Annotated in this window: 20 protein-coding genes; 14 read left to right on the top strand and 6 right to left on the bottom strand. The window is 54.1% G+C overall.

From position 1 onward, the window contains the following. Positions 1-62 precede the first annotated feature (62 nt). Together ACTQ1N_RS09035 and ACTQ1N_RS09040 are read right to left on the bottom strand one after the other, a co-directional pair. On the bottom strand, positions 63-1,382 hold the full coding sequence (locus ACTQ1N_RS09035; RefSeq protein ID WP_441956437.1) for an ATP-binding protein: 1,320 nt from the start codon (positions 1,380-1,382) through the stop codon (positions 63-65). 31 nt (positions 1,383-1,413) lie between these two features. Next, entirely contained in the window at positions 1,414-3,201 is a 1,788-nt protein-coding gene (locus ACTQ1N_RS09040) for a Na/Pi cotransporter family protein (RefSeq protein ID WP_441956438.1), read from the bottom strand. A 303-nt stretch (positions 3,202-3,504) separates the two neighbouring features. Between ACTQ1N_RS09040 and ACTQ1N_RS09045 the strand changes: the two genes are divergently transcribed. From ACTQ1N_RS09045 to ACTQ1N_RS09075, 7 genes are all read left to right on the top strand, one after another. Further along, the gene (locus tag ACTQ1N_RS09045) at positions 3,505-4,425 is read left to right on the top strand and encodes a phosphate ABC transporter substrate-binding protein (RefSeq protein WP_441956439.1); all 921 of its coding nucleotides are present in this window, start codon (positions 3,505-3,507) and stop codon (positions 4,423-4,425) included. Between the two features lie 176 nt (positions 4,426-4,601). Further along, positions 4,602-5,495 carry a phosphate ABC transporter permease subunit PstC gene (pstC, locus tag ACTQ1N_RS09050; protein ID WP_441956440.1) on the top strand — a complete coding sequence of 298 codons (894 nt, stop codon included), beginning with the start codon at positions 4,602-4,604 and terminating at the stop codon, positions 5,493-5,495. After that, entirely contained in the window at positions 5,492-6,412 is a 921-nt protein-coding gene (gene pstA / locus ACTQ1N_RS09055; RefSeq protein ID WP_441956441.1) for a phosphate ABC transporter permease PstA, read from the top strand. The genes pstC and pstA overlap by 4 nt, the downstream gene beginning before the upstream one ends. A gap of 22 nt (positions 6,413-6,434) precedes the next feature. Then, positions 6,435-7,196, top strand: a complete 762-nt coding sequence (pstB, locus tag ACTQ1N_RS09060) for a phosphate ABC transporter ATP-binding protein PstB (RefSeq protein ID WP_321059117.1) — start codon at positions 6,435-6,437, stop codon at positions 7,194-7,196. A gap of 189 nt (positions 7,197-7,385) precedes the next feature. Then, positions 7,386-8,081 (top strand): phosphate signaling complex protein PhoU, encoded by a 696-nt coding sequence (gene phoU / locus ACTQ1N_RS09065; protein ID WP_441956442.1) that lies wholly within the window; start codon positions 7,386-7,388, stop codon positions 8,079-8,081. A 132-nt stretch (positions 8,082-8,213) separates the two neighbouring features. Continuing rightward, the gene (locus tag ACTQ1N_RS09070) at positions 8,214-9,815 is read left to right on the top strand and encodes a fibronectin type III domain-containing protein (protein WP_441956443.1); all 1,602 of its coding nucleotides are present in this window, start codon (positions 8,214-8,216) and stop codon (positions 9,813-9,815) included. Positions 9,816-9,961: 146 nt separating this feature from the next. Beyond that, positions 9,962-11,188, top strand: coding sequence for a YibE/F family protein (locus ACTQ1N_RS09075; RefSeq protein ID WP_441956444.1), 1,227 nt, complete (start codon positions 9,962-9,964; stop codon positions 11,186-11,188). On the opposite strand, the gene ACTQ1N_RS09080 is transcribed toward ACTQ1N_RS09075, so the two are convergent. Together ACTQ1N_RS09080 and ACTQ1N_RS09085 are read right to left on the bottom strand one after the other, a co-directional pair. Beyond that, positions 11,182-11,376 (bottom strand): PTS ascorbate transporter subunit IIC, encoded by a 195-nt coding sequence (locus ACTQ1N_RS09080; protein ID WP_441956445.1) that lies wholly within the window; start codon positions 11,374-11,376, stop codon positions 11,182-11,184. The genes ACTQ1N_RS09075 and ACTQ1N_RS09080 overlap by 7 nt on opposite strands. A 127-nt stretch (positions 11,377-11,503) precedes the next feature. After that, positions 11,504-12,487 carry an SPFH domain-containing protein gene (locus tag ACTQ1N_RS09085; RefSeq protein ID WP_441956462.1) on the bottom strand — a complete coding sequence of 328 codons (984 nt, stop codon included), beginning with the start codon at positions 12,485-12,487 and terminating at the stop codon, positions 11,504-11,506. A gap of 312 nt (positions 12,488-12,799) precedes the next feature. Between ACTQ1N_RS09085 and ACTQ1N_RS09090 the strand changes: the two genes are divergently transcribed. Continuing rightward, a complete protein-coding gene (locus ACTQ1N_RS09090) occupies positions 12,800-14,404 on the top strand; it encodes an MBOAT family O-acyltransferase (protein WP_441956446.1) in 1,605 nt (534 codons plus the stop codon). Positions 14,405-14,417: 13 nt separating this feature from the next. Next, on the top strand, positions 14,418-15,452 hold the full coding sequence (locus ACTQ1N_RS09095) for a hypothetical protein (RefSeq protein WP_441956447.1): 1,035 nt from the start codon (positions 14,418-14,420) through the stop codon (positions 15,450-15,452). On the opposite strand, the gene ACTQ1N_RS09100 is transcribed toward ACTQ1N_RS09095, so the two are convergent. Continuing rightward, complete coding sequence (locus tag ACTQ1N_RS09100) at positions 15,442-16,113, bottom strand: response regulator transcription factor (RefSeq protein WP_441956448.1); 672 nt, start codon at positions 16,111-16,113, stop codon at positions 15,442-15,444. The genes ACTQ1N_RS09095 and ACTQ1N_RS09100 overlap by 11 nt on opposite strands. Positions 16,114-16,358: 245 nt before the next feature. Between ACTQ1N_RS09100 and ACTQ1N_RS09105 the strand changes: the two genes are divergently transcribed. Then, positions 16,359-17,492: an aldo/keto reductase gene (locus ACTQ1N_RS09105; protein WP_441956449.1), complete on the top strand. Its 1,134-nt coding sequence runs from the start codon at positions 16,359-16,361 to the stop codon at positions 17,490-17,492. Positions 17,493-17,689: 197 nt separating this feature from the next. Next, a complete protein-coding gene (locus ACTQ1N_RS09110; protein ID WP_441956450.1) occupies positions 17,690-19,573 on the top strand; it encodes a threonine--tRNA ligase in 1,884 nt (627 codons plus the stop codon). A 65-nt stretch (positions 19,574-19,638) separates the two neighbouring features. On the opposite strand, the gene ACTQ1N_RS09115 is transcribed toward ACTQ1N_RS09110, so the two are convergent. Continuing rightward, positions 19,639-20,622, bottom strand: a complete 984-nt coding sequence (locus tag ACTQ1N_RS09115) for a TIGR01212 family radical SAM protein (RefSeq protein ID WP_441956451.1) — start codon at positions 20,620-20,622, stop codon at positions 19,639-19,641. Positions 20,623-20,813: 191 nt separating this feature from the next. Between ACTQ1N_RS09115 and ACTQ1N_RS09120 the strand changes: the two genes are divergently transcribed. Genes ACTQ1N_RS09120 through ACTQ1N_RS09130 form a run of 3 tightly spaced genes read left to right on the top strand, consistent with a single transcriptional unit; the run spans position 20,814 to position 23,231 of the window. Then, entirely contained in the window at positions 20,814-21,125 is a 312-nt protein-coding gene (locus tag ACTQ1N_RS09120; RefSeq protein ID WP_441956452.1) for a hypothetical protein, read from the top strand. Positions 21,126-21,162: 37 nt separating this feature from the next. Then, positions 21,163-22,287, top strand: coding sequence for a DNA-3-methyladenine glycosylase I (locus ACTQ1N_RS09125; RefSeq protein ID WP_441956453.1), 1,125 nt, complete (start codon positions 21,163-21,165; stop codon positions 22,285-22,287). After that, the gene (locus tag ACTQ1N_RS09130) at positions 22,284-23,231 is read left to right on the top strand and encodes a DNA-3-methyladenine glycosylase family protein (protein WP_441956454.1); all 948 of its coding nucleotides are present in this window, start codon (positions 22,284-22,286) and stop codon (positions 23,229-23,231) included. Before ACTQ1N_RS09125 ends, ACTQ1N_RS09130 begins: the two co-directional genes overlap by 4 nt. The last annotated feature ends 188 nt before the right edge of the window (positions 23,232-23,419 follow it).

Below are 23,419 nucleotides of genomic sequence, written 5' to 3' on the forward strand. Positions count from 1 at the left end.
GCCGCGCGATTCGGGTCGCCGTGGAATCATTCTGATGGAGGTTCTGGCTGAAAACGCTGATTTCAGAATCTGACGGTGATGGTCGTTCCGACGCCGGGGGCGGAATCAAGTGTCAGGCTGGCATTGTGGAGCAGGACGATGTGCTTGACAAGTGCGAGACCAAGTCCTGTTCCGCCGGTCTTCTTCGAGCGGCTCTTGTCAACACGGTAGAAGCGCTCAAAAACACGGTCCTGCTGTTCTTTTGGAATCCCGATTCCATTATCCTTCACCACCAGGACACTCTGCCCTTCTTCCGTATAGACAGAGACCTTCACATAGCCGCCGGGATAATTGTACCGGATCGCGTTGTCACAAAGATTCGTGACAAGCTCACTCAGCATTTCTTCTCTTCCGAGAACCATGGCAGGCTTTCCTTCATAATACAGATGGACCTTGTTCTTCCCGGCGGAGACCTGCAGATTGTACACACAGCAGCGGGCAATCTTGTCGAGGTCGACCTTCTCGAACGGCTGACGGTCTTCAAAGTTGTCCAGCTGGGACAGCTTGATGATGTCATTGATCAGGGACAGGAGCCGTCTGGCATTCGATTGAATTTCACCGGCAAAACGTGTCACATCGGAGCCGGAGGCCATCCCATTTTCAATCAGCTCCGCATAGCCGGAAATGGCTGTCAAAGGTGTCTTGAGCTCATGGGAGACATTCGCCGTAAAGTCCTGCCTCATCTTCGCAGACTTCAGGATGTCCTCATGCTGGGCCCGGATCTTGTTCGCAAAGGGAACCAGCTCCGGATAAGGCGGCTCCATGGAGGATCCGATATTCTCCGCCATGGTATCGATCGGTGATACAAGACTTTTTGTCAGAAAATGAGCGAGCGCGATGCTGAACAGGATGGCAAGCGCGATGATCGCGAGGAGCCCTGGCAGAAAAGCCTCAAACAGAGACAGCATGTTGCTCTTGACCTTCGCGACGCGGATCACCGTCTGATTTGGCAGAAGGAGCGCATAGTAGAAGGTACTCTTATTCAGAGTGTCGGAGCGGCGGACGGTCGTCCCGCTTCCTTTTTCCAGTGCCTCCCGGAATTCCGGCCTGTTTGCGTGGCTGGGCAGCTCTGAGGCATCTGTCCGGTTATCGTACAGGACAGTCCCGTCCTTGTCGATCCATGTGATCCGGATCTCATCGGAGCCAAACGAAAAACGGGCGGCGGAGGATTTGGGAGGGTCATCAAACAAGCCGCTGTCACGGAGAATATCCGCATCGGAGGCAAGGTCAGCCTCAAGCTGCGACTGAAACAGCTGATAGGTCACGATCGTGCCAAGCAGCCCTGTCAGGATGATGGCGATGATCGAGATGAGAAGAAGGCTTGCATTGATTTTTTTCTTCATTGAAACCCTCCCTTTCTGTCCTTTCTGCCATTTATGCTTCTGCTTTCGGGAGAAGATACCGCGCCTCCATCTCCCGCAGCCCTTTCTTATAGGCCTCGCTGTTTCTTGTCTTGATGATGTCCTGATACTCGTGGACGCCGATTTCGTCTTCCTTCAATGATAATGTACACACCGCGATATTAGAGCAGTGATCGGAGATACGCTCCATGTAGGTTGTCAAATCTGCCAGGATAAAGCCAAGCTCAATTGTACACCTTCCCTTGCGCAGGCGTTCAATATGGCGCTGCTTTTCCTCCAGGTTCAGGGCGTCGATGACTTCCTCGAGCGGCAGGACGTACTCTGCCTTCTCCGTATTCAGCGTGCAGAAAGAGTCGGTGGACATGTCCAGAATGTCCGTGACAGCCTGGCGCATGACCTTCAGCTCGCTGCAGGCCTCGCTCGAAAAATGAAGCTTCTTTTCATCCATTTCCCGGAAGGTGTCCGAGATGCCGACCGCATGGTCCGAGATCCGCTCGAAGTTTCCGATGTTGTGCTGGATCAGTGAATACAGGCGGCTGTCCTTCTGGGACATGTCATGCCCCGGAATCTGGATCAGGTAGCTTCCGATCTTGTCCTCCAGAGTGTCGATGGTATTCTCAAGCTCCCTGATTTTAACGTCCAGATCCTCGTCAAAACCGGAATCGATCATGGACAGGGCATCTGTGACGGCTTCGCGGGAGAGCTCGCTCATGTGGTTGGTCACATACCTTGCCTGTTCCAGCGCCATCGCAGGACGATCCAGCAGATGGACGTCAAGCCTTCTGAGAACAGCGGCAGCATCCTCCGCAACATCGGATTTCGAGTGCTTGTCCGGGACGGTCAGGATGGCCAGCTTCATCAGCTGGTTGCCGAACGGGAAGAGCACGATCGTTGTGATGATGTTGAACAGGCTGTGGATGATGGCGATGCCGGCCGGTGTTGCCATCTCTCCCATGAAGGTAAAATGCACAAAGTGATTCAGCGTGTAGAAGGTCAGCATGAACAGGACAGTGCCGATCAGGTTGAAGTACAGGTGAATCATCGCCGCACGCCGTGCGTTCTTCCTTGTTCCGATGGAGGAAATGAGCGCCGTGACGCAGGTTCCGATGTTCTGTCCCATGATGATCGGGATGGCTGTCTTGAACGGCACGACCCCGGTCAGTGCCAGTGCCTGCAGGATACCAACAGAAGCAGATGAAGACTGGATGATGGCGGTGACCGCCAGTCCCATCAGAGTGCCGAGCACCGGATTGCTGAACATCAGCAGAATGGATGTGAAGCGGCTGTCATCCGCGAGGGGCGCAACGGCATCCGACATCGTCTCCATTCCGAACATCAGGATGGCGAATCCCATCAGGATCATACCGATGTTGTGCTTCTTTTCCTTCTTGGAAAACATGAGGAAACAGATGCCGATCAGTGCCAGAACTGGAGAAAATGAGGAAGGCTTGAGCAGCTTGATCCACACGGCATTCCCGCTGACCCCGGTCAGGGAGAGCAGCCAGGAGGTCACGGTGGTCCCGATGTTGGCACCCATGATTACGCCGACGGCCTGCTCCAGCTTCATGATACCGGAGTTGACGAAGCCGACTACCATGACGGTCGTCGCAGATGAAGACTGGATGACGGCCGTGACGGCCAGACCGAGGAGGACACCGGAAAAGCGGGTGGAGGTCAGTTTTTCCAGCAGCTGTTCCATGCGGCCGCCGGAAAGCATCGTCAGCCCGTCTCCCATGGCCTTCATGCCGTAGAGGAACAGTGCCAGGCCGCCGATCAGCGTGAGAATAGAGAAAATGTTCATGTTCGATCCTCTGAGGATGTGAAATCCTGATCCTGAACGCAGCAGGTTTCTGAAGAATGTCTGAATGCCGCGTCTCCTTAAAGAATACATCAGAAACATATCATGTCCGTGTCAATAACAATGGTTATTTATGTAAAGGATTTGTAAAGTGGACCTGACTTTACATAACTGATACATTGTTTTCTCCAAGGCGTTTCACACTTTACGGGACCTTGGTGGAAAGGGAGTCTTTGCGGGTGTTACGATTCTGACCGTAACGATTGGGTATACAGATGCGGTAATCATTAAAAAAGGAGAACAAACATGAAGTTCAGGAAGGTAGCTGTACTTACATTGATCGGTGCAATGGCAATGAGCATGACAGCATTCGCGGATTCTGATCTGTCCAAGATCAGCGGAGACATCAGCTGCACCGGATCATCCGCCCTTCAGCCGCTTGTCCAGGCGGCAGCGGACAAGTTTGCCGATGTCGCGCCGGGTGTGAACATCACGGTCGATGCGGGCGGATCAGGACAGGGACTTCAGAACGTTTCAGATGGAACTTCGACTGTCGGCGATTCTGACGTATTCGCTGAGGAGAAGCTCGATAAAGACAAGGCAGCAGAACTTGTTGACCATCAGGTCTGCGCAATCGGCATGGCAGTCGTTGTCTCCCAGGATGTGGCAGACGGCGGTGTCAAGAGCCTGACAACGGACCAGCTCGTCTCGATCTTCACTGGAGAGACAACCAACTGGAAGGATGTCGGAGGCCCGGATGAGGACATCACGCTGGTTCTTCGCCCGGAGGGATCCGGGACCCGCGCAACATTCGACAAGTACGCACTTGGCGGAGCAGAAGAGGCAGGCGAGGCGATGGAGAACGATAACTCCGCTGAGCTTCAGAAAGCACTTCAGGATACTGCAGGCTCTGTCGGATATCTGGCTCTTTCCTACATTCTTCCGGACGACGCGAAGGATGCAATGAAGGGAATCGCGACGGTTGCCATCAACGATGTCGAGCCGACGCTTGAGAACATCTACAGCGGCAAGTACGATGTCTGGGCTTATGAGCACATGTACACCAAGGGCGATGCAGACGAGGCAACACAGGCATTCATCGACTACATCACCGGCGACTTCTCTGATGACGTCGAGTCGCTTGGGTACTGCGTCTCCTCCAAGCTTACCAAGACTGATGGACACACCGGAACAGAAGATGCAGCCGCAACAACTGAGGCACAGTAAGTTCGACCGGTGATCGGCAAGGCTTCTGCAATCTGGCACCATCGGTTTGACGAGGGCCAGCCGGAGATTGCAGAAGAGGATTTGAAAACCGGAAAATGATTCAGGCACAGGCAGCCTGGTAACCGCCCACCCGAAGGAAGACCCTTTTGGGTGGGCTTTTTTGGAGAATCCAACCTATGTATAGCAAGGGAAAAGAAAAAACCTGGAAATTCTTTGTAATGCTGTGCGGACTCCTCATGATTGCACTGCCGATTGCGATCGGCGTGTTTCTCGCAGTCAAGGGCAATGCGCTGTTTTACCAGTACCATCATACGCTCTGGGAATTTCTGTTTACAACGACCTGGAAGCTGAAGGATGATCTGACCGGAGGCGGGCAGGGAGGCGCGGCGGTCTTTATCGTCGGGTCCCTGATTGTCTGTGGGCTGGCGCTCCTGATTGCGGTGCCATTCTCTCTTGCGGCAGCTATTTTCATGACAGAGATAGCGCCGAAGACTGGAAACCGGATCCTGCGTCCGGCAGTCGAGATCTTTGTCGGAATTCCGTCGGTTGTGTATGGCTGGATCGGTATGACGGTTCTGGTCCCGGCAATTCAGCAGCTGTTCCACCTCAAAACGGGCAGATCGGTGCTGGCGGGTGGCATCGTCCTGGCAATCATGATCTTTCCTTCCATCACAACAGTGGCGGCTGACGCCATCCGTGCCGTTCCGGTATCCGCCAGGATGGCCGCCTACGGCCTTGGCGCAACGCGCTGGCAGGTCATCCACCAGATTGTGATGCCAGCTGCGAAGACGAGCGTGCTGACGGGCGTGATTCTCGGACTTGCAAGAGCGTTCGGCGAGGCACTTGCCGTGGCGATGGTCATCGGAAAGACACCTGCATTTCCGAAGGGGATCTTCGGACAGACGGCGACCATGACGACCGTTATCGCGTCAAGAATGGCGGAGCTGATGGAGGGTAGTGAAGCGAAGGCAGGCCTGTGGACGATCGCGTTCGTCCTGTATCTGATCTCGCTGCTGTTCATCTTCCTGATTCATCTGATTGCGGCAAAGGGGGCGAAGAAAGAATCATGACAGAGATTAAAAACGAGCAGACAAAAGATCTGACACCCTCCAGAGGTCTGATCGGACGCGCAAAGGCTGTTGACCGGATCTGGACCGTCGTGTTTTACCTGGTTGCACTGTTTTTCCTTCTTCTGCTGTTTGCGTTTGCAGGTTACGTTATCATCAAGGGCTTTGCCGGTGCAACGCCGGAGATGTTCAGGTTTGACAGAAATGGAATCGGAAACTATTTCTTCAACACCATCTATCTGGTTTTTCTGTCTCTTTTGATCTCAGTGCCGATCGGTGTGATGGGCGGGATCTACATGGCAGAATATGCAAAAGACAATGCTTTTACGAAATTTCTCCGAATCGCAATCGAGACGCTGTCCTCCCTGCCGTCAATCGTAGTCGGCCTGTTCGGATATCTGATCTTTCTGGTTGCGACCCATTCACAGCCAAGCCTTCTGGCAGGTTCGATCTGTGTGGCCATTCTGTCCCTCCCGCTGATGACGACAACGACGGAGGATGCGCTCAGAAGCCTTCCGCCGAGCTATAAGCTCGGGTCTCTTGGCATGGGGGCGACGCTCCGGCAGACGATCCAGTCGGTTCTGATTCCGGCCTGTGTTCCGAGAATTATCACGGGCGTCATTCTGGCCGCCGGCCGTGGTTTTGGCGAGGCAGCAGCACTTCTGTATACATCCGGTTCCGACACCAACATCAAGTGGAATCCACATACGTGGATCAATCCGTCGCTGAACCCGTTTAACCCGCTCAGACGCGGCGGCACCCTCTCTCTGAAAATATGGTCCTCCTTCACGGCGTCCGTCGGCGCGGAGGATGTTGCCAACCTGAGTGCGGCGATTCTGATGATTCTGGTGCTGTCCTTCTCCCTGCTTGCGCATTACCTGGAGGGGAGAATCCGGAAGAAGATGGGCGATACCAAGTGAGCCTTTGGGAGGATAAGAAGAGATGAGTGAAAACAGCAAGTTTACAGCGAGAAATCTGAATCTCTACTACGGGGATTTCCATGCGCTGAAGAATATCAATTTTGAAATCGAGGCCAACAAGATCACGGCACTGATCGGACCCTCCGGCTGCGGCAAGTCAACCTTCCTGAAGACCTTGAACCGTATGAACGATTTCGTCGAAGGCTGCAAAATTGAAGGAGATGTCCTTCTGGACGGAAAAGACATCTATAAGACAGACATGAGCGCCATCGAGCTGAGGCAGAGAGTCGGGATGGTCTTCCAGCAGCCCAATCCTTTTCCGAAATCCATTTATGAGAATGTCGCCTATGGCCCGAGAATTCGTGGGATCAAAAAGAAGAGCGAACTGGATGAGATTGTAGAGACCTCCCTGCGCGAGGTCGGAATCTGGGATGAATTCAAGGACCGCCTGCACAAGTCTGCGCTGGGACTCTCCGGCGGGCAGCAGCAGCGGCTCTGTATTGCGAGGACCGTCGCCGTTCATCCGGAGGTTGTTCTGATGGATGAGCCGACTTCCGCACTGGACCCGATCTCCACGATGAAGATCGAGGATCTGGCCGTGGAAATGAAGAAAAAATACACCATCGTGATTGTCACGCACAACATGCAGCAGGCAAACCGGATCTCTGACACAACTGCCTTCTTCCTGCTGGGTGAGCTGATCGAGACCGGTGCGACAAAGGATCTCTTCCTTAATCCGAAGAACAAGAAGACGGAAGAATACATCACCGGAAGGTTCGGCTGACTGCCGGGCACGGCAGGGAACAGGCGGCCGCATCAGACTGGAAGCGGCTTGTCAGCTGTGCAGTGGAGGATGATGGGGACTGAAGAAGCTTACGCAGGCAGAAGACCGGTTGAGCATATACCAGAGAAAGACAGACGGACTGAAAGAGAGTCACCCAGGCAGTTCGTCCCGGAGAGTCAGGAGGTAAGTATGGGAACACGGAAAGGATATGACCTGGAGTTGAAGGAGATCAATGACCGGGTGGAGACGATGGGCAAGCAGGTGCTGCTCGCCATTGACCGGACGATCATCGCGCTGGAGAAGATGGATGTCGTGGCGGCGAATGCGATCATGAAGAATGATGCACTGATCGATGCGATGGAGACAGACATCGAGGAGCGGTGTATTCAGATTGTCGTCAAGGAGCAGCCAATCGCATCGGACTGGAGACGGCTGGCGAGCTACATGCGGATGATCAGCGACCTGGAGCGGATCGCGGACAACTGCAGTGACATCGCCATCTACATCAAGAAGCTGGCGTCCCTGAAAACCGTCACGCCTCCGGCTCATCTTGGTGAGGCCTTCTCGTCCATGAGGCAGATGGTTGCCGACATGGTGGAGGCCTTCCATAATGAAGATCTTCAGCTGGCAGAAAAGGTCGTAAAGGCAGATGATGTCATCGATAATCTGTTTGAGAAGAATGTTCAGGAAATCCGGGATGCCATCAAGGCAGACACAGATGCCATCGAGCAGTATCTGGATTATCTGTTCATCGACAAGTATGTAGAGCGGATGGCGGACCACGTGACCGCCGTCGCGTCCTGGATTTCTTTTATCACAAAGGGCGAACTGAACATCATGTTCACGGACCGCTATGCCAGGGAGAGCAAGGACGACCCGCAGTGACAGCAGAAGCCACGACGGCCTTTCTTATTTTTTACAGACATTTCACGGCGGCAGGCGGTCAGAGTTCACATTCTGCATGTACACTCTTCCTGTAATCAAAAAAACAGGATAACTTGCAGGAGGGAAAACGAAATGCTGAATCACAAAATCACTGGAATGATTCTGACGGGAACGCTTGCGGCATGCTTGAGTGTGTCTGCAATGGCATCGACCGCTCATTTCAATGACTCCAGCGTGACAGGAAAGGATTCCGGCTGGGAAGACTGGACAAAACAGTGGCCGACTGTTGCGGCAGACTACGAGAAGGTTTCCATCTCAGTCGGCGCAGATCAGACACAACTGAATTTCGGATGGTATTCCAAATCGAAGGATGATGCCAAGGTATTCTTCGGAGAGGATCAGGACAAGCTCCAGGAGTTTGACGGAGAGAGCGGAGAAGTTGACAAAACCTTCACAGGTGACACTCAGTACTATTACAATCATGTGACGGTCACGGGCTTGAAGGAATCGACGAAGTATTACTATACGGTCCAGAAGGATGGAAAGCAGACAGATCCCGCAGAGTTTGACACCCAGTCTTTTGATACGGTCAAGATGCTCTTTGTAGGCGATCCGCAGGTTGGAGCCTCAAAGGGACAGCCGACTTCCTCCTCTGAGGAGCTTGCGGAGGACAGCGGCGAGGCGAACACGGCAGCCGAGAATGATGGCTTTGCATGGAACCGGACGCTGAACATCGCGCTGGATCAGAACAAGGACATCAACTATATCATTTCCGCAGGCGACCAGGTCAACAACACAGGGAACCCGAAGGAAGAGGAATTTGCCAGCTACCTGAATGCAGAGAAACTGTCCGGCATTGCAGAGGCGACCACAATCGGCAATCATGACTCCCTGACGAAGGATTACGGATATCACTTCTTCAATCCGAACCAGACTGGGAAAGGACAGACGGAAGCAGGCGGTGACTACTACTACAGCTATGGACCTGGTCTTTTCATTGTTCTGAATACGAACAACTACAATGTTGCGGAGCATGCGGAGACAATCAAGGAAGCGGTGGCTTCAAACCCGGACGCAAAATGGAGAATTGTCACGATCCATCAGGACATCTATGGCTCAGGACTTGACCATTCCAACACGGACGGCATGATTCTTCGTACACAGCTGACACCGCTTTTTGATGAGAATGATATCGACGTCGTCCTTCAGGGCCATGACCACACATACAGCAGAACCAAGATGCTGGAAGGCGACGGCCAGGAGCATGGCAAGTACGAGTTCAGGCTGGATGATACCGGCAAGGACTATGACTGGGATCATGCTTACAATGTCGACACGGATGAAGCAATCAAACTTGATACCTCTGACGCGACAGATGATGAGAAGGCTGCAAAGGAGAAGTTTGACAAGGACAATAACTGCTACACCATCGAGGATGTGGACGGCAATTCTGTCGACAATCCGACTGGAATCCTCTACATGACCGCAAACTCTGCATCTGGATCCAAGTACTATGAGCTGGCGGAGACGCAGCAGGATTACGTAGAAGTCCGCAGTCAGAACTGGCTTCCGTCCTACTCGGTCATCTCTCTGAGCGACAGCGCCTTCACGATTGATACCTATCAGATCAAGGATGACGGATCGGTTGAGGCAATTGATGATACCTTCACCATCAACAAGACCGCTGACAGCGCCGCATCGTCAACAGAGGCTTCCTCCACCGAGGCGAAGTAAGGAAAGAGAACCAGCAGGCAGCTGGAAGGAAAAACTGCCTCGCACGATAACAGGGCGGGGCAGATCAGACATACAGGTTTTAGGAAACTGCTCCAGGCGTAAGAGCCCGGAGCAGCTTTCTTTCATGTACAAGATGGAGAACGGATATGGGACGTTTTAACATGCAGCATGTACGCCTGAAAGACGCCGACTGGCAGGGCCATCATTCGGAGGGGGAAAAGCCGAAGCGCAGCAAAAGAGCCTGGATTCGCCGGATTGTAATGGCTGTCATATTCCTCATCCTGGTCTTTGCGGCGTGGCGCTTGAATACAATGAAGAAGACGGAGATGGTAAACCGTACGGGCAATACGTATGAGAAGGGAATTGTGCAGGAGGTTCTTCAGGACAACCTTCAGGCAGACGGGACCAGAACAGGTGAGCAGATTGTGACGGTGAAGATGACGACGGGCGTGCGGAAAGGAGATGTCATCCAGATGACATCTGCATCCGGATTCCTGTTCGGTACAGCCTGCAGGCCGGGACTCCATGTCATCGTTGTCCAGTCGGTCTCGGGAGATTCGACGGTATCCTCCGTTTACTCGAGAGACCGCGGCGGGGTCATCGCACTTTTCGGACTGCTTTATCTGGTGGCCCTGGTCGCTGTCGGCGGGAAGCAGGGACTGAAGGCATCGGCCGGACTGGTGATCACCTTCTTCATCATCATTTTCATTTGGATTCCACTTATCTATCTTCGTGTTTCGCCGATCCGCTCTGCGGTTCTGGTCTGTGCTTTGACGACAGTCCTGACGTTCTGGTGCATCGGAGGAATCAGCCGAAAGACGATCACGGCGACACTGGGAACCGTCTCAGGCGTTGTGATTGCGGGGATCTTTGCGGAAGTATTCTCGCTTGCGACCGGAATCAGCGGCTGGAACGTCTCGAACATCGAGACTCTTCTGACGATCTGGGAGTCAAACCGTATCAAGGTCGGCGGACTGCTCTTTGCAGGCATTCTGATTTCAGCGCTGGGCGCAGAAATGGACGTAGCGATGTCGATCGCCAGTTCTATGCAGGAAATCTGCCGGCAGAACCCGGGGATCTCCAGATGGGAACTCTTCTGCGCAGGCATGCGTGTTGGAAGAGATATGATGGGAACAGATTCCAACACGCTGCTTCTTGCCTTCGTCGGGACAGAGGTTTCCCAGCTTGTCCTGAACTTTGCCTATGACCTTCCGGCGGCACAGGTAATCAACTCCAACAACATCGGAATCGCTGTCATGCAGGGTCTTTCCGGCAGCTTCGGCATTGTGCTGTCTGTCCCGATCACCGTGCTGATCGCATCCTGGATCTTCCGGGGGAAGCCGTCAGATTCCGTAGAACAGATTCTTCAGTGAAGATCCAGCTCCGGCGGCTCGTCGAGGTGCTGCGAGACGTACTTACCATCCTTCCTGCGCTGCCGGACACATTCGGTCAGGAGGTATTCGATCTGGCCGTTGACAGAGCGGAAATCGTCCTCCGCCCAGGCAGCGATCGCATCGTAGAGCTTTTCACTCAGCCTGAGCGGAATCTGTTTTTTTGCCAAGCTTATCCCTCCTTTCAGCTATGCGAAACTGCAGTTTTTTCAGGCTCAGATCAGACGCGGACCGGATACAGGCCAGGTGCAGGTCTGCCTTTGACCAGAACTGCATTCAGTCCGGAACCTCTCGGTCTCAGTACAGCGAGCCGGAGTTCACAACAGGCTGGGCGTCGCGGTTGCCGCAGAGGACGACCAGCAGATTGGAGACCATGGCAGCCTTGCGCTCGTCGTCGAGATCGACAACATCATCCTCCTTCAGCTTCTCAAGCGCCATCTGGACCATGCCGACGGCACCGTCAACGATCAGCTTTCTCGCATCGACGATGGCCGATGCCTGCTGGCGCTGCAGCATCGCAGCCGCGATCTCCGGCGCGTAAGCCAGGTAAGTAATGCGGGCATCCAGAATCTCGAGTCCGGCAACCTCGACCTTGCTCTGGATCTCGTCCCGGATCCGCTTTGCGACGACCTCTGTGGAGCCGCGCAGGGAACCGTCGTCCGCCTGTCCGTCACCTGTCGTGTCAATGTTCGGCGCGACGTCGTATGGATAGATCTTCACAACATTGCGGACAGCCGCATCACACTGGAGAGACAGGTATTCCTTGAAGTTATCGACAGTGAAGACTGCCTTTGCCGTGTCGACAACCCTCCACATGACGGCGACCCCGACCTCGACCGGATTGCCGAGCGCGTCGTTCACCTTCTGTCTGCTGTTGTTCAGGGTCATCACCTTGAGAGAGATGACATTCCCGCTGGAAGAGGCTGTGGAAGGCTCGGCGGCGCCCTTCAGAAGGGCTGCCGCAACGGAGTTTTTGTCACCGTCGTTCACGTCCCGGCTCTGTCCAAGCTGCGTTCTCTTTGCAGGATTGAAGCTGCTGCAGAAAGGATTTACCGCATAGAAGCCAGGCCCTTTCAGTGTTCCGATGTAGTCACCGAACAGCGTGATGACAAGCGCCTCCTGAGGCTTGAGGACACGCAGCCCTGCCAGCGGCAGCCAGCAGATGAAAGCCAGGATCATGGAGATGACCTGGAGTGCCAGAGGGCCGTCGGTTGAGATGAAAAAGATGGTCAGAAGCACCAGTCCGATCTCGAGCGCAAGGGTCAGGGTGAGGACGAGCATACCGTTCTTCCTGGCATTCAGGATCTTTTCCTTTACATCCTGGGGCTGTTTTCCGACAGCTGCATCTGATGTTTGATTCAGGTTCTGATTCAGATTGTCCATCATGATTGGATCCTCCCTCCAATTGTGAAGATGTCTAACTGATATCATAATGATATCAAAAATGAGCGTCCTGTCAAGAGTACTCTGCTGTTTCTATGACACTTTTATTGCAGATCCGCGTGTGCTGCGGTCTGACAAACCGGATATAATGGGCGTATGGTATTGAATGCTTCACGAATCATCTGTCAAGAAAGGATTTTCTGATCACGCATGGGCTATAATCAGCTGTCCTACCTGCTTGGGTTTCTCCCGCTGGTTCTTCTATTGTTCTCCATCTGTCCGAAACGATTCAGAAGGTATGTGCTTGCCGGCGCCTCCTGGCTGTACTTCTTTCTTTGCAGCCATTATCTGATTGTTTACCTTCTCGGAACGACGGTGTGGGTATACTTCATGGGAATCTGGATCGGGAAGCTCGGGGACGGACTTCCGGAGAGTGCGGCTGCCGCATCAAAGAAACCGTACAGAAAACAGGCCGTGGCGCATCAGGCTGTGATGCTTCTTGCAAACGGTGCTTTGTTTGGCGTCCTTTTCTATCTGAAATATACCGGCTTTTTCGTGCGGCAGTTGAACAGGCTGGTTGTACACGCAGGCGGAGCCGCGATCATTGCGCCGAGGCTGCTCGTGCCGATCGGCATTTCCTTCTATACGCTGGAGGCAGTGGGATATCTTCTCGAGGTCTACTGGAAAAGGATTCCGGCGGACAGGGATTTCATCCGGATCGCGCTTTTTCTGGGATTCTTTCCTCAGACGATGGAAGGACCGATTGCGCGCTACGGGGACACCGCCCTGCAGTTCTCCAGTCCGCTGGAGAAAACGGAAAAACCAGGGGACGGCGTGCCGCGCACGCTGGAGGAAATGACAGCCTCCGCTATGCGCATCTGCTGGGGAATGTTCAAGAAGCTGGTCGTGGCTGACCGGCTGAATATCATCGTTGCAACTTTGTTCGGAGAGTATGAGAAGCAGAATGGCGTGCTGATCATTGTGGCAGCTGTCTGCTATACGATTCAACTTTACATGGAGTTCTCCGGGATGATGGATGTGGTCATCGGCTCCGCCAGACTGTTCGGTATCCGTCTGCCGGAGAATTTCCGCCAGCCCTTCTTTTCCCAGACTGCATCGGAATTCTGGAGAAGATGGCATATCTCGCTCGGTGCCTGGCTGAAGGACTATCTGTTCTATCCGGTCGCGGCATCGACAATGGCCAAAAAGCTGGGGAAAAGACTCCGGAAAAAGTCCGAGCGTTATGTGGCGAAGCTGGCCGTTTCCGCGCTGGCACTGACACCTGTCTGGCTGTTCAACGGTCTGTGGCATGGCGCGGAGTGGAACTACATCTTCTACGGGATCTATTATCTTGTGCTGCTGATCCTTGAGCTAGCGCTTGAACCGGTCAGGGCGGGCTTCTACCGCAGGACAGGAATCCATCAGAATGGCCGAGGCGCCACACTGCTGCGGATTCTGAGAACCTGGGTGATCATCTTCACAGGGGAGATGTTTTTCCGTGCACCGGGACTGCGGGCAGGTCTTTGTATGTTCCGGAGTCTGTTTCACGGGTTCGGAATCAGCCGCCTCTGGGACGGGACGCTCCTGACATTCGGCCTGGGGATGGCAGACTGGACAGCCATCGCCGGCGGAACAGCTGTTGTTTTTCTCTATGATCTGATGCGTGAGCGCGGCTTTTCCATCCGGGACTGGGTTTTTGCCAGAAAGCTGCCGGTCCGGTGGGCACTTTACAACGCACTCCTGCTTGCGGTGATCATTTTCGGCGCATACGGAACCGGCTACCAGGCGGTCGACCTGATTTATGCCGGATTCTGAAGGGAACAGTAATATGGGAAAAGAGACATCGAAATCGATCCGTTCAGGAGGACGGACAACGCTGCGGGTGACCGGATTTTTTGTCTGCCTGCTGGTCCTGCTGCTTCTGGCATCGCGGTTTTTTCTGGAGATTACCGGTGCGGAGGCAAGGCATGGATACCGTTCCCGCAACACGGTCTACTGGGATCTGGAGCAGGAGCAAAGGAATCGCCTGGATCTCCTTGTGCTTGGAAACAGCGAGGCTTTCGCGTCCTTCTCCCCGATGGAGCTGTGGCTGGGCAGCGGGATTCCGTCTTACCTGGCATCGATTCCGGGGGAGACGATGGTGGAAATGAATTCCATCCTCCATGCGGCGCTCAGGCGGCAGCACCCGAAGGCACTGCTCATCGAGACCCATGCGCTTTTTACGGATCTGGAACCCGGAAAGGCAGATGAACTGCTGCTTCAGCAGGCCGGGCAGAATGCATTTCAGATCTTCCGGCTGCACAACCTATGGAAGGATGCCATTGAAAAGCCGAAGAATAAACGAAGGGTCTGGAAAGGGTTTCGGATGATGCCTACGATACGGCCGCCGAAGCAGCTCGATGACTACATGAAGCCTGATGACGGGACAGAACCGATTGACCCGCAGAATGTACGGATCCTTAAAAAGATTCAAAAAATCTGTGAGAGAAGAGGAATGGCGCTGCTTCTGTACAGTGCGCCGTCCCCGAAGAATTACAATATGAAGCGGCACAATACACTCGCACTTCTGGCAGAAGAGCTGGGCGTGCCATATACCGACCTGAACCTGATGACCGGGGAGGTCGGAATCGACTGGAAGACGGACAGCCTCGACGGCGGAGATCACCTGAATCTGTCAGGGGCGCGGAAGACGACGGCTTATCTTCAGAGGGTGCTTCAGGAGGAAGTACCGGCGCTTTCTGACAGGCGGTCCGATCCGGACTACAGCGGGTGGAACAGGCTGGCCGCACGGTATCAGAAGCGGGAAAACCGGGTGCTCGCGAAGATGAGAGAACGGGCTGCGGCGCAGGGACTTACTCCATGACGTAGCCCACATTCCGGATGGTCTTGATGCGGTCTGCGGAATCTCCGAGCTTCTGACGCAGGGTCTTGATGTGCATGTCGACCGTGCGGGATTCGCCTTCGAAGTTTGTGTCCCAGACGCGCTGCATGATGACGTCTCTTGTCATGACGATGCCCGGGTTGCTCATCAGAAGCCGGAGCAGCTCAAATTCCTTGTATGTCAGGTCAACAGGCCTGCCATCGACTGTGACGATGCGGCGGGAGCTGTCAAGGCACACATTCCCCAGCTGCAGGACAGGACGGATCTGGTCGCCCTGGGTCCTTCGGAGCAGGGCTTTCACGCGCGTGATCAGTTCCATGACGGAGAACGGCTTCTTGATGTAGTCGTCGGCGCCGATGTCGAGTCCCTTGATCATATCGATCTCGGCTGTCTTTGCCGTCACCATGATGACGGGAACATGAGCTGTCATCTCACTCTGACGAAGCTTCTTCAGAATTTCATTTCCATCCATATCGGGGAGCATGATGTCAAGGAGAACCAGATCAGGCATCTTCTCCGAGACAGCCCGGAAGAAATCTTTTCCGTTCGAGAATCCCTGGACGGTATGCCCGGAATTCTTCAGCGCGATGCTTTCAATTTCCTGAATATCTCTGTCATCCTCAACAATGTAAACCTCAGCCATGTCCGATTTCACTCCTGTAAGGTATAAAATGCTGTTTTTTGTAACAAAATGATGATTACAGTGTCAAAAGTCCGGCACCTAATTCACAGGATACCAGAAGGATGTAAAAAGATCGATAAGCAAATGAAAAATCTGTGTAAAGCGGACCGGCGCAGGCACAGGGCAGTCGTGACAGCCCTTCGGGTACATGGTAGAATTGTTTCAACATGTCAGATAGAAAAATATTCAAGTGAGGAGGAACAGTCATGCTGGATGAGGGAATGGTCAGACAGATGCCGAAGCTGGGATTCGGACTGATGCGTCTGCCGAGGGCAGACGAGGAAAAGGACATCATCGATCTTGAACAGACAAAGAGAATGGTCGATGCATTCATGAGGGCGGGGCTGAAGTATTTTGACAGTGCCTATGTTTATAACGGAAGCGAGGAAGCGGCGAGAAGGGCGCTGACAGAACGGTACCCGCGCGACAGCTTCTACATCACCTCGAAGCTGAATGTCAATGCTTCCTATATACATAATGAAGCGGAGGCGAAGGCGGAGTTTGACGAATCGCTGCGACGCGAGGGGGTTGATTACTTTGATTTCTACCTGCTTCATGCGCTGGGAAGCGGAAATATTCAGAAGTTTGACGACTGGCACCTGTGGGAGTTTTTAAGGGAGAAGAAGGCGGAGGGGAAGATCCGCCACTATGGTTTCTCCTTTCACGACACACCTGAGGTGCTCGACGAGCTGCTGACGAAGCATCCGGATGTCGAGTTTGTCCAGCTTCAGATCAACTATGCAGACTGGGAGAATCCGCGTGTGCAGTCCAGAGGCTGCTATGAGACCGCCGTCAGGCATCACAAGCCGGTCATCGTGATGGAGCCGGTCAAGGGCGGGACTCTGGCCAGTCCGCCGAAGGCCGCAAGAGAAATGATGAAGGCGGCAGATCCGGAGGCCAGCTATGCATCGTGGGCGATCCGGTTCGCAGCCAGTCTGCCGGGCGTCATGGTGGTGCTTTCCGGGATGTCCGACGAGAAACAGACAGCAGATAACATATCCTATATGAAAAACTTCCAGCCGCTCAGCGAAAAAGAACAGGAGGTCATCCGGAGCGTACAGAAGATCCTCGCCGAGATCGATCAGATCCCGTGTACCGCCTGCCGCTACTGCGTGGCGGGCTGCCCGAAAAAAATCAATATTCCGGGCATATTCAGCGCGATGAACCTGCAGCTGGTCTACGATAACCATGCATCCGCGGTGAGAAATTATACTTTTTCTACAGGGGAAGGCCATGGAAAGGCATCAGACTGCATCCATTGCGGCCAGTGTGCAAGACAGTGCCCGCAGCACATTCAGATTCCGGAATGGATGGACAAAATCGCAGCGGTGCTGGAGTAAACGGGACGTCCGCAGCGAAATTCCACAGACACAGCAGGCTCAGGATATGCAGACAGACTGGCAGGGGCAGCTATCTTGCATTTTAGAAGTACAGGAGTAAGGGAAAGACTGGTTGCCACATTTTTATTTTGCTATATAATGAAACACTGTAAAGGAAAAAGGATCCTGGTTGGGTTCAAATTGAAAGGAGTTCTGTTATGGATAAGGAACAGTATCTTGCGGTATACCGCCACTCCCTTGCCCATGTGCTGGCGAAGGCTGTGATTGAGATCTACGGGAAAGACGTTCAGTATGCGATCGGACCGCAGATCGAGGATGGCGCGTACTATGACTTTGTGCTTCCGGCAGGAAAGTCGATCACCGAGGCGGATTTCACAACGATCGAGAACAAGATGCATGAGATCCTGAAGAGAAAGGAAGACTGGACCTGCAGGGAGGTCAGCCGCGCGGAGGCGCTTGAGCTCTTCAAGAATCAGAAGTTCAAGACCGAGCTGATTGAGGACCTTCCGGAAGACGAAAAGATCACTGTTTACTATACCGGGGATGACTATGTCGACCTGTGCCGCGGACCGCATGTGTCCAACTCACAGGAGCTTCTGAGTGCAGCGTTCAAGATTCACTCCACCTCCATGGCGTACTGGAGAGGGGACGAGAAGCGTGACAAGCTGCAGAGAGTCTACCTGTATGCGTTTCCGTCGAAAGACGAGCTCAAGGCGCACCTCAAGATGATCGAGGAAGCGAAGGAGCGTGATCACCGCAAGATCGGCACGCAGCTCGAGCTCTTCATGTTCAACGAGACCGCTCCGGGAATGCCGTACTGGCTGCCGAGAGGGTGGCAGATGTACCAGGCGCTCATGAAGTACAGCCGTCAGATCCAGAGAAAGCATGGCTATACCGAGATCGCGGCGCCGCTGATCAACAACAAGCGCCTGTGGCTTGTGAGCGGGCACTGGGCACACTATCTGAACAACATGTTCATCGTGCCGGGTGTCGACGGGTACACGAAGGCGGATGTCGATGTCGATGAGCTGGTCGCGGATCTGAAGGATCCGGACGCAGAGACCTCCAAGACAAAGATCGAAGCTGGGTCTGTGGTTTACAACCGCGAGAATCCGGACACGATGGCTGCCAAGCCGATGAACTGCCCGAACGCCATGCTCACCTACAAGAGAAAGACCCGCTCCTACAAGGAGCTGCCAATTCGCTATGGCGAGTACGATGTTCTTCACCGCAAGGAGAAGTCCGGACAGCTGAACGGCCTGCTCCGTGTGCAGGAGTTCCGTCAGGACGATTGCCATACCTTCGTCATGGAGTCCCAGATCAAGGATGAGATCGCGGACATCATCTCCATCGCGGACGAGGTCTACAAGACCTTCGGCGTCAGCTACCGGGCAGAGCTTTCCACAAGACCGGATGATTTCATGGGAGACATCGAGGTCTGGAATCAGGCGGAAGCGGATTTGCGCGAGATCCTGGATGAGAAGTACGGGAAGGGCGGCTACGAGGTCAATGAAGGGGACGGCGCGTTCTACGGTCCGAAGATTGACCTTCAGATCAAGGACGCCATCGGAAGAGAATGGCAGTGCGGTACCATCCAGCTGGACTTCCAGCTTCCGCACAACTTTGGCCTGACCTACACGGCGGAGGATGGCTCCAGTCAGATGCCGGTTGTCATCCACAGGGCAATCTACGGTTCGCTTGAGCGTTTCATCGGAATCATCATCGAGAACTTCAAGGGGAACTTCCCGTTCTGGCTGTCCCCGATGCAGGTCGGTATCGTTCCGATCCGTCCGGAGCACAACGCCTATGCGAAGAAGATTGAGGATCTGCTTGTTGACAGAGGAATCCGTGTGGAGGCCGACTACAACGACATCAACATGAAGACCAAGATCAAGACCTTCCACAACTACAGGGATCCGTACATCCTGGTCCTTGGCGACAAGGAAGCGGCGGAGAACACCGTCTCCATCAACATCAGAGGCAACAAGAAGCTGAATGATGTGCCGGTGGAGAAGTTCCTTGAGCTCTGCGACCGGATGAACAAGACACACTGCCTAGACATCATCGATACGCTGGACTGATAATCAAAAGCCATCCGCTGAGGTATAATCAGCGGATGGCTTTTTTTATGCACTTCGCGCACATTTTATTCCCGGTCTGCATTCCGGATGGCGGCACTCAGTGTATTCAATACTTTTTTCTTGTCGGCGCTCCAGAGCGGCGCAATCAAGAGTGCCTTCGGGCCGTCTCCGGTGAGGCGGTGGATGACCATTTCTCTGGGAAGAATCTTCAGACAGGAAAGGATGATCCGGCAGTATTCTTCAAGGCTGAGGATGTGGAAGGGCGTTTCCTGATATTCCTGTGCAAGCTGGGTACCCCGGAGCACATGGAGAAGCTGGAGTTTGATGCCGTCTGTGCGGACGCCGTCCGGACAGGCAGGTGCAGCGAAGTGGTCTCCGAAGGCTGCCTCTGACACTCCGGCGCTGCGGCAGCGCAGAAACAGATCGCTCACATGCCGGACGGTCCGGAGCATGTCTGCTTCATCCTCACCGGGAAGCCCCAGAATGACATGGACGATGACGGTCAGGCCGGCTTCTTTCAGCCGGCGGTAGGCGTCGTCAAAGACCTTCAGGGCATATTCCCTGTGGATTCGCTGTGCGGTCTGATCGCTGGCGGTCTGAAGCCCCAGTTCCACCCAGACGGGCTTGATCCGGTTCAGCTCTCTGAGCATCCGGATCTGATCGTTTCCGAGACAGTCAGGCCGGGTACCGATGGAGAGAATGCAGATTTCCGGCCGCCGGATGGTTTCCTGATAGAGCGCGCGGAGTCTGTCGACATCGCCGTAGGTGTTGGTGTAGGACTGAAAGTATGCAATATACAGCCGTTTTTCTTCCGGGATCGAGGATGGAATTTTCTGGTCCACCCGCCGTTTTGCAAAGCGGATCTGCTCTTCAACAGGCAGGAGCGGGGAGGCGAATTCTCCGGATCCGCCGTTTGAGCAGAATGTGCAGCCTCCTGTCCCAAGCGTGCCGTCTCTGTTCGGGCAGCTGCAGCCCGACTGAAGGGACAGTCTGTATATTTTCTGACCATAGGTTTCTTTCAGGACGTCTGAAACACTCCGAACTTCCAATTTCTTTCTCTCCTTTTTCAGACTTTATTTTTTGAACCTGACGCTCTTATTATGAAAGGATCAGTCTGTCTTTTCAAGGCGCCGGAGCGGCGGGGATATGAACCGCGGGATTGATTCAGAGCCTGTTCAGCGGTACACTCGTGTCAGACTGCCTGGACCGGCGAACCTTAAGCTGGCGGCGATAAAGGCTGGTGGGAGTGAAAGACGGACCGCTTCAGAGTCCGGAGAAACCACAGGAACAGAAACAACGAAGGGGAATGGGCATGCGGTACCAGGTTGAAGATATTTTGGAAGCGGACTTTGGCTGCGAGGAACGGGAGGAAGGAGCCCCTCTTCTGTGCTGTCTTGTGCTGTCGGCAGACGGGAAACGGATATACCGGAATATTCCGGATGAACTGGCCAGAAAGTGCGCGCTGACAAAAGGAATGGTGCTGACAGAGGAGGAGCTGCGAGGGCTTGAGACAGGGACAGCGCCGGGAATGAATCAATCAGTCCAGTCCTGACAGGTGTCAGAGCGATAAGACGCGGGCAGAGAGAAAAATGGAGAGAGCAATCGATATGAAGTGGACGATCAGAAAAACCGGAGAGATGGACCTGCCGGAGGTTCTTGCGATCTACAGACACGCGAGAGTTTTTATGAAGGAACACGGAAATCCGAGGCAGTGGGGCGATCAGTGGCCGCCTGAGGCGCTGATCCGGGAGGATATCCGGGGAGGAAAAAGCTACGTCTGCGAGGCGGATGGGAAGGTTGAGGCGACATTTTTCTATGACGAGGGGGAGGCGGTGGAACCGGCATACTCGGTTATAGACGGGAGCTTCACAGGACCGGCGCGGTACGGGGTCGTGCACAGGATTGCAGTCTCCGACAATGGTCATGGCGCCGGCTCTTTCTGCGTGAACTGGGCGGTGTCCCGGTGCGGAAACCTCCGGATCGATACACATCCGGATAACCGTGTGATGCAGCATATGCTCCAGAAAAATGGTTTCCGGTACTGCGGAATCGTCCATATTCCGGAGGACGATGATCCGAGATATGCTTATGAAAAGGTCGTGCGCTGCGGGGAGAGCTATTATCTGAAGAACGAACGCCTGACGCGATATCATGATGAGGAGTGGGGGAAGCCTGAGCATGACGAGCAGAAGCTCTATGAGATGTTTGTCCTGGAGCTTTTTCAGGCAGGTGTTTCATGGGAACTTCTGCTCAGAAAGCGGGAGAATTTCCGAAACGCATTTGACAGCTTTGACGCAGAAAAAATCGCGGCGTACGGACCGGAAAAGATTGACGCGCTGATGCAGGATCCGGGCATCATCCGGAACCGCAGGAAGATTGAAGCAGCCATCGCAAATGCTCGTGTCGTGCTGAAGCTAAGGGAAGAGTTTGGGTCATTTTCAAATTACCTCTGGCATTTTACGGAAAACCGGAGTATCCCGGAGCGAATGGACGCTGTGACCGACCGGCTGAGTGATGATGTGTCGAAGGATATGAAAAAGAGGGGGATCCGCTTCGCCGGCTCGGTGACGGTTTTCTCTTTTCTTCAGGCGGTCGGCATTCTCTACTGTCACAGTCCGAAGTGCTTCTGCTTTCACAGAGACCACGCAGAGACATTTGCGCAGAACCACTATCAGCCGGGAGAACGCGTGTCAGGCGGGAGAAACGACAGATGATCATTGAAATAGAGGATGATTTCAGCCTTGGGAAAATGGCGGACTGCGGGCAGTGTTTCCGGGCCGTCTGCCTCCCGGACGGGAGCTATCGGTTCATCAGCCGAGAAAACGTTCTGAATATCAGGGAACAGGCCCCTCATCAGTTTCAGGTTTCCTGCTCTGAGGAGGCGTGGGAGAAATTCTGGAGAGATTACTTTGATCTGTCCAGGACATACAGCCGGATCAGGGAAGACCTTCTTATGCAGCTCAGCGGAGAAGGGGAGACCCCTTTCGGACAGACACCGCGCGGCGTGTCAGAGGGAGATGCCGCCACAGAAGCAGCCTGCAGGCAGGACGGCGCAGACTCCGTAGAACGATGTATGCCGGGGCCGGACGTGGTCTCAGATGCTGCGGTCCGGTTCCTGACACAGGCGGAGCAGGCGGGCAGGGGGCTGCGGATTCTCCGGCAGGATCCGTGGGAGATGCTGATCACTTTCATCCTCTCGCAGCGCAAGAACATCCCGGCGATTCGGTCGGCAGTTGAGAAGCTGGCGATGTTATACGGACATCCGGTGAAGGAGATGCTGTTTACCTTTCCGTCTCCGGAAGAACTGGGAAGAGCATCGGAGGCAGATCTGCGGGCAGCAGGGCTTGGATACCGTGCACCGTATGTGAAGGATGCAGCGGACAAGGTGCTGTCAGGAGAACTCGATCTTGAAACACTGGAAAAGCTGGATGATGAGTCGCTGTTTGAAAAACTGATGACCGTGAAGGGCGTCGGAAAGAAGGTCGCCAACTGTATCTGCCTGTTCGGTTTTGGCAGAACATCCAGAGCTCCGGTTGACGTCTGGATCGAACGGGCAGTCAGTCTGTGCGGCGGGGTGGATCCCTTTCCGGCATTCGGGGAATATGCAGGCATCATGCAGCAGTACGCCTTCTACTACATGACACACCAGAAGGTTTGACGGGGAGAGACCTCAGTCCCAGCATCGGTGGAGAATGTCCAGGGAAGGAGATCAGAAACTGCACGCCGCAGTACGAAGGCATGGCCAGTTCTGCGGTGCGTCCATCAAAAAGGATCCGGATATCTGACGGGTGATCTCCCATCAGATGTTCCGGATCCTTTTTCAATCGTTCTGACGCTTGTCTATGA

This window comes from Porcincola sp. LCP21S3_C12 (genome assembly GCF_052118625.1).
Classification (GTDB): Bacteria; Bacillota; Clostridia; order Lachnospirales; family Lachnospiraceae; genus Porcincola.

Bases quoted from the DNA above. Each gene is read 5' to 3' on its own strand.
- ACTQ1N_RS09095 (WP_441956447.1), top strand. From the start codon at position 14,418: ATGGGAAAAGAGACATCGAAATCGATCCGTTCAGGAGGACGGACAACG.
- ACTQ1N_RS09105 (WP_441956449.1), top strand. From the start codon at position 16,359: ATGCTGGATGAGGGAATGGTCAGACAGATGCCGAAGCTGGGATTCGGA.
- pstC (WP_441956440.1), top strand. From the start codon at position 4,602: ATGTATAGCAAGGGAAAAGAAAAAACCTGGAAATTCTTTGTAATGCTG.
- ACTQ1N_RS09035 (WP_441956437.1), bottom strand. From the start codon at position 1,382: ATGAAGAAAAAAATCAATGCAAGCCTTCTTCTCATCTCGATCATCGCC.
- ACTQ1N_RS09070 (WP_441956443.1), top strand. From the start codon at position 8,214: ATGCTGAATCACAAAATCACTGGAATGATTCTGACGGGAACGCTTGCG.
- ACTQ1N_RS09085 (WP_441956462.1), bottom strand. From the start codon at position 12,487: ATGCTCGTCCTCACCCTGACCCTTGCGCTCGAGATCGGACTGGTGCTT.
- ACTQ1N_RS09110 (WP_441956450.1), top strand. From the start codon at position 17,690: ATGGATAAGGAACAGTATCTTGCGGTATACCGCCACTCCCTTGCCCAT.
- ACTQ1N_RS09125 (WP_441956453.1), top strand. From the start codon at position 21,163: ATGGAGAGAGCAATCGATATGAAGTGGACGATCAGAAAAACCGGAGAG.
- ACTQ1N_RS09040 (WP_441956438.1), bottom strand. From the start codon at position 3,201: ATGAACATTTTCTCTATTCTCACGCTGATCGGCGGCCTGGCACTGTTC.
- ACTQ1N_RS09090 (WP_441956446.1), top strand. From the start codon at position 12,800: ATGGGCTATAATCAGCTGTCCTACCTGCTTGGGTTTCTCCCGCTGGTT.
- phoU (WP_441956442.1), top strand. From the start codon at position 7,386: ATGGGAACACGGAAAGGATATGACCTGGAGTTGAAGGAGATCAATGAC.
- ACTQ1N_RS09075 (WP_441956444.1), top strand. From the start codon at position 9,962: ATGGGACGTTTTAACATGCAGCATGTACGCCTGAAAGACGCCGACTGG.
- ACTQ1N_RS09130 (WP_441956454.1), top strand. From the start codon at position 22,284: ATGATCATTGAAATAGAGGATGATTTCAGCCTTGGGAAAATGGCGGAC.
- ACTQ1N_RS09045 (WP_441956439.1), top strand. From the start codon at position 3,505: ATGAAGTTCAGGAAGGTAGCTGTACTTACATTGATCGGTGCAATGGCA.
- ACTQ1N_RS09100 (WP_441956448.1), bottom strand. From the start codon at position 16,113: ATGGCTGAGGTTTACATTGTTGAGGATGACAGAGATATTCAGGAAATT.
- pstA (WP_441956441.1), top strand. From the start codon at position 5,492: ATGACAGAGATTAAAAACGAGCAGACAAAAGATCTGACACCCTCCAGA.
- pstB (WP_321059117.1), top strand. From the start codon at position 6,435: ATGAGTGAAAACAGCAAGTTTACAGCGAGAAATCTGAATCTCTACTAC.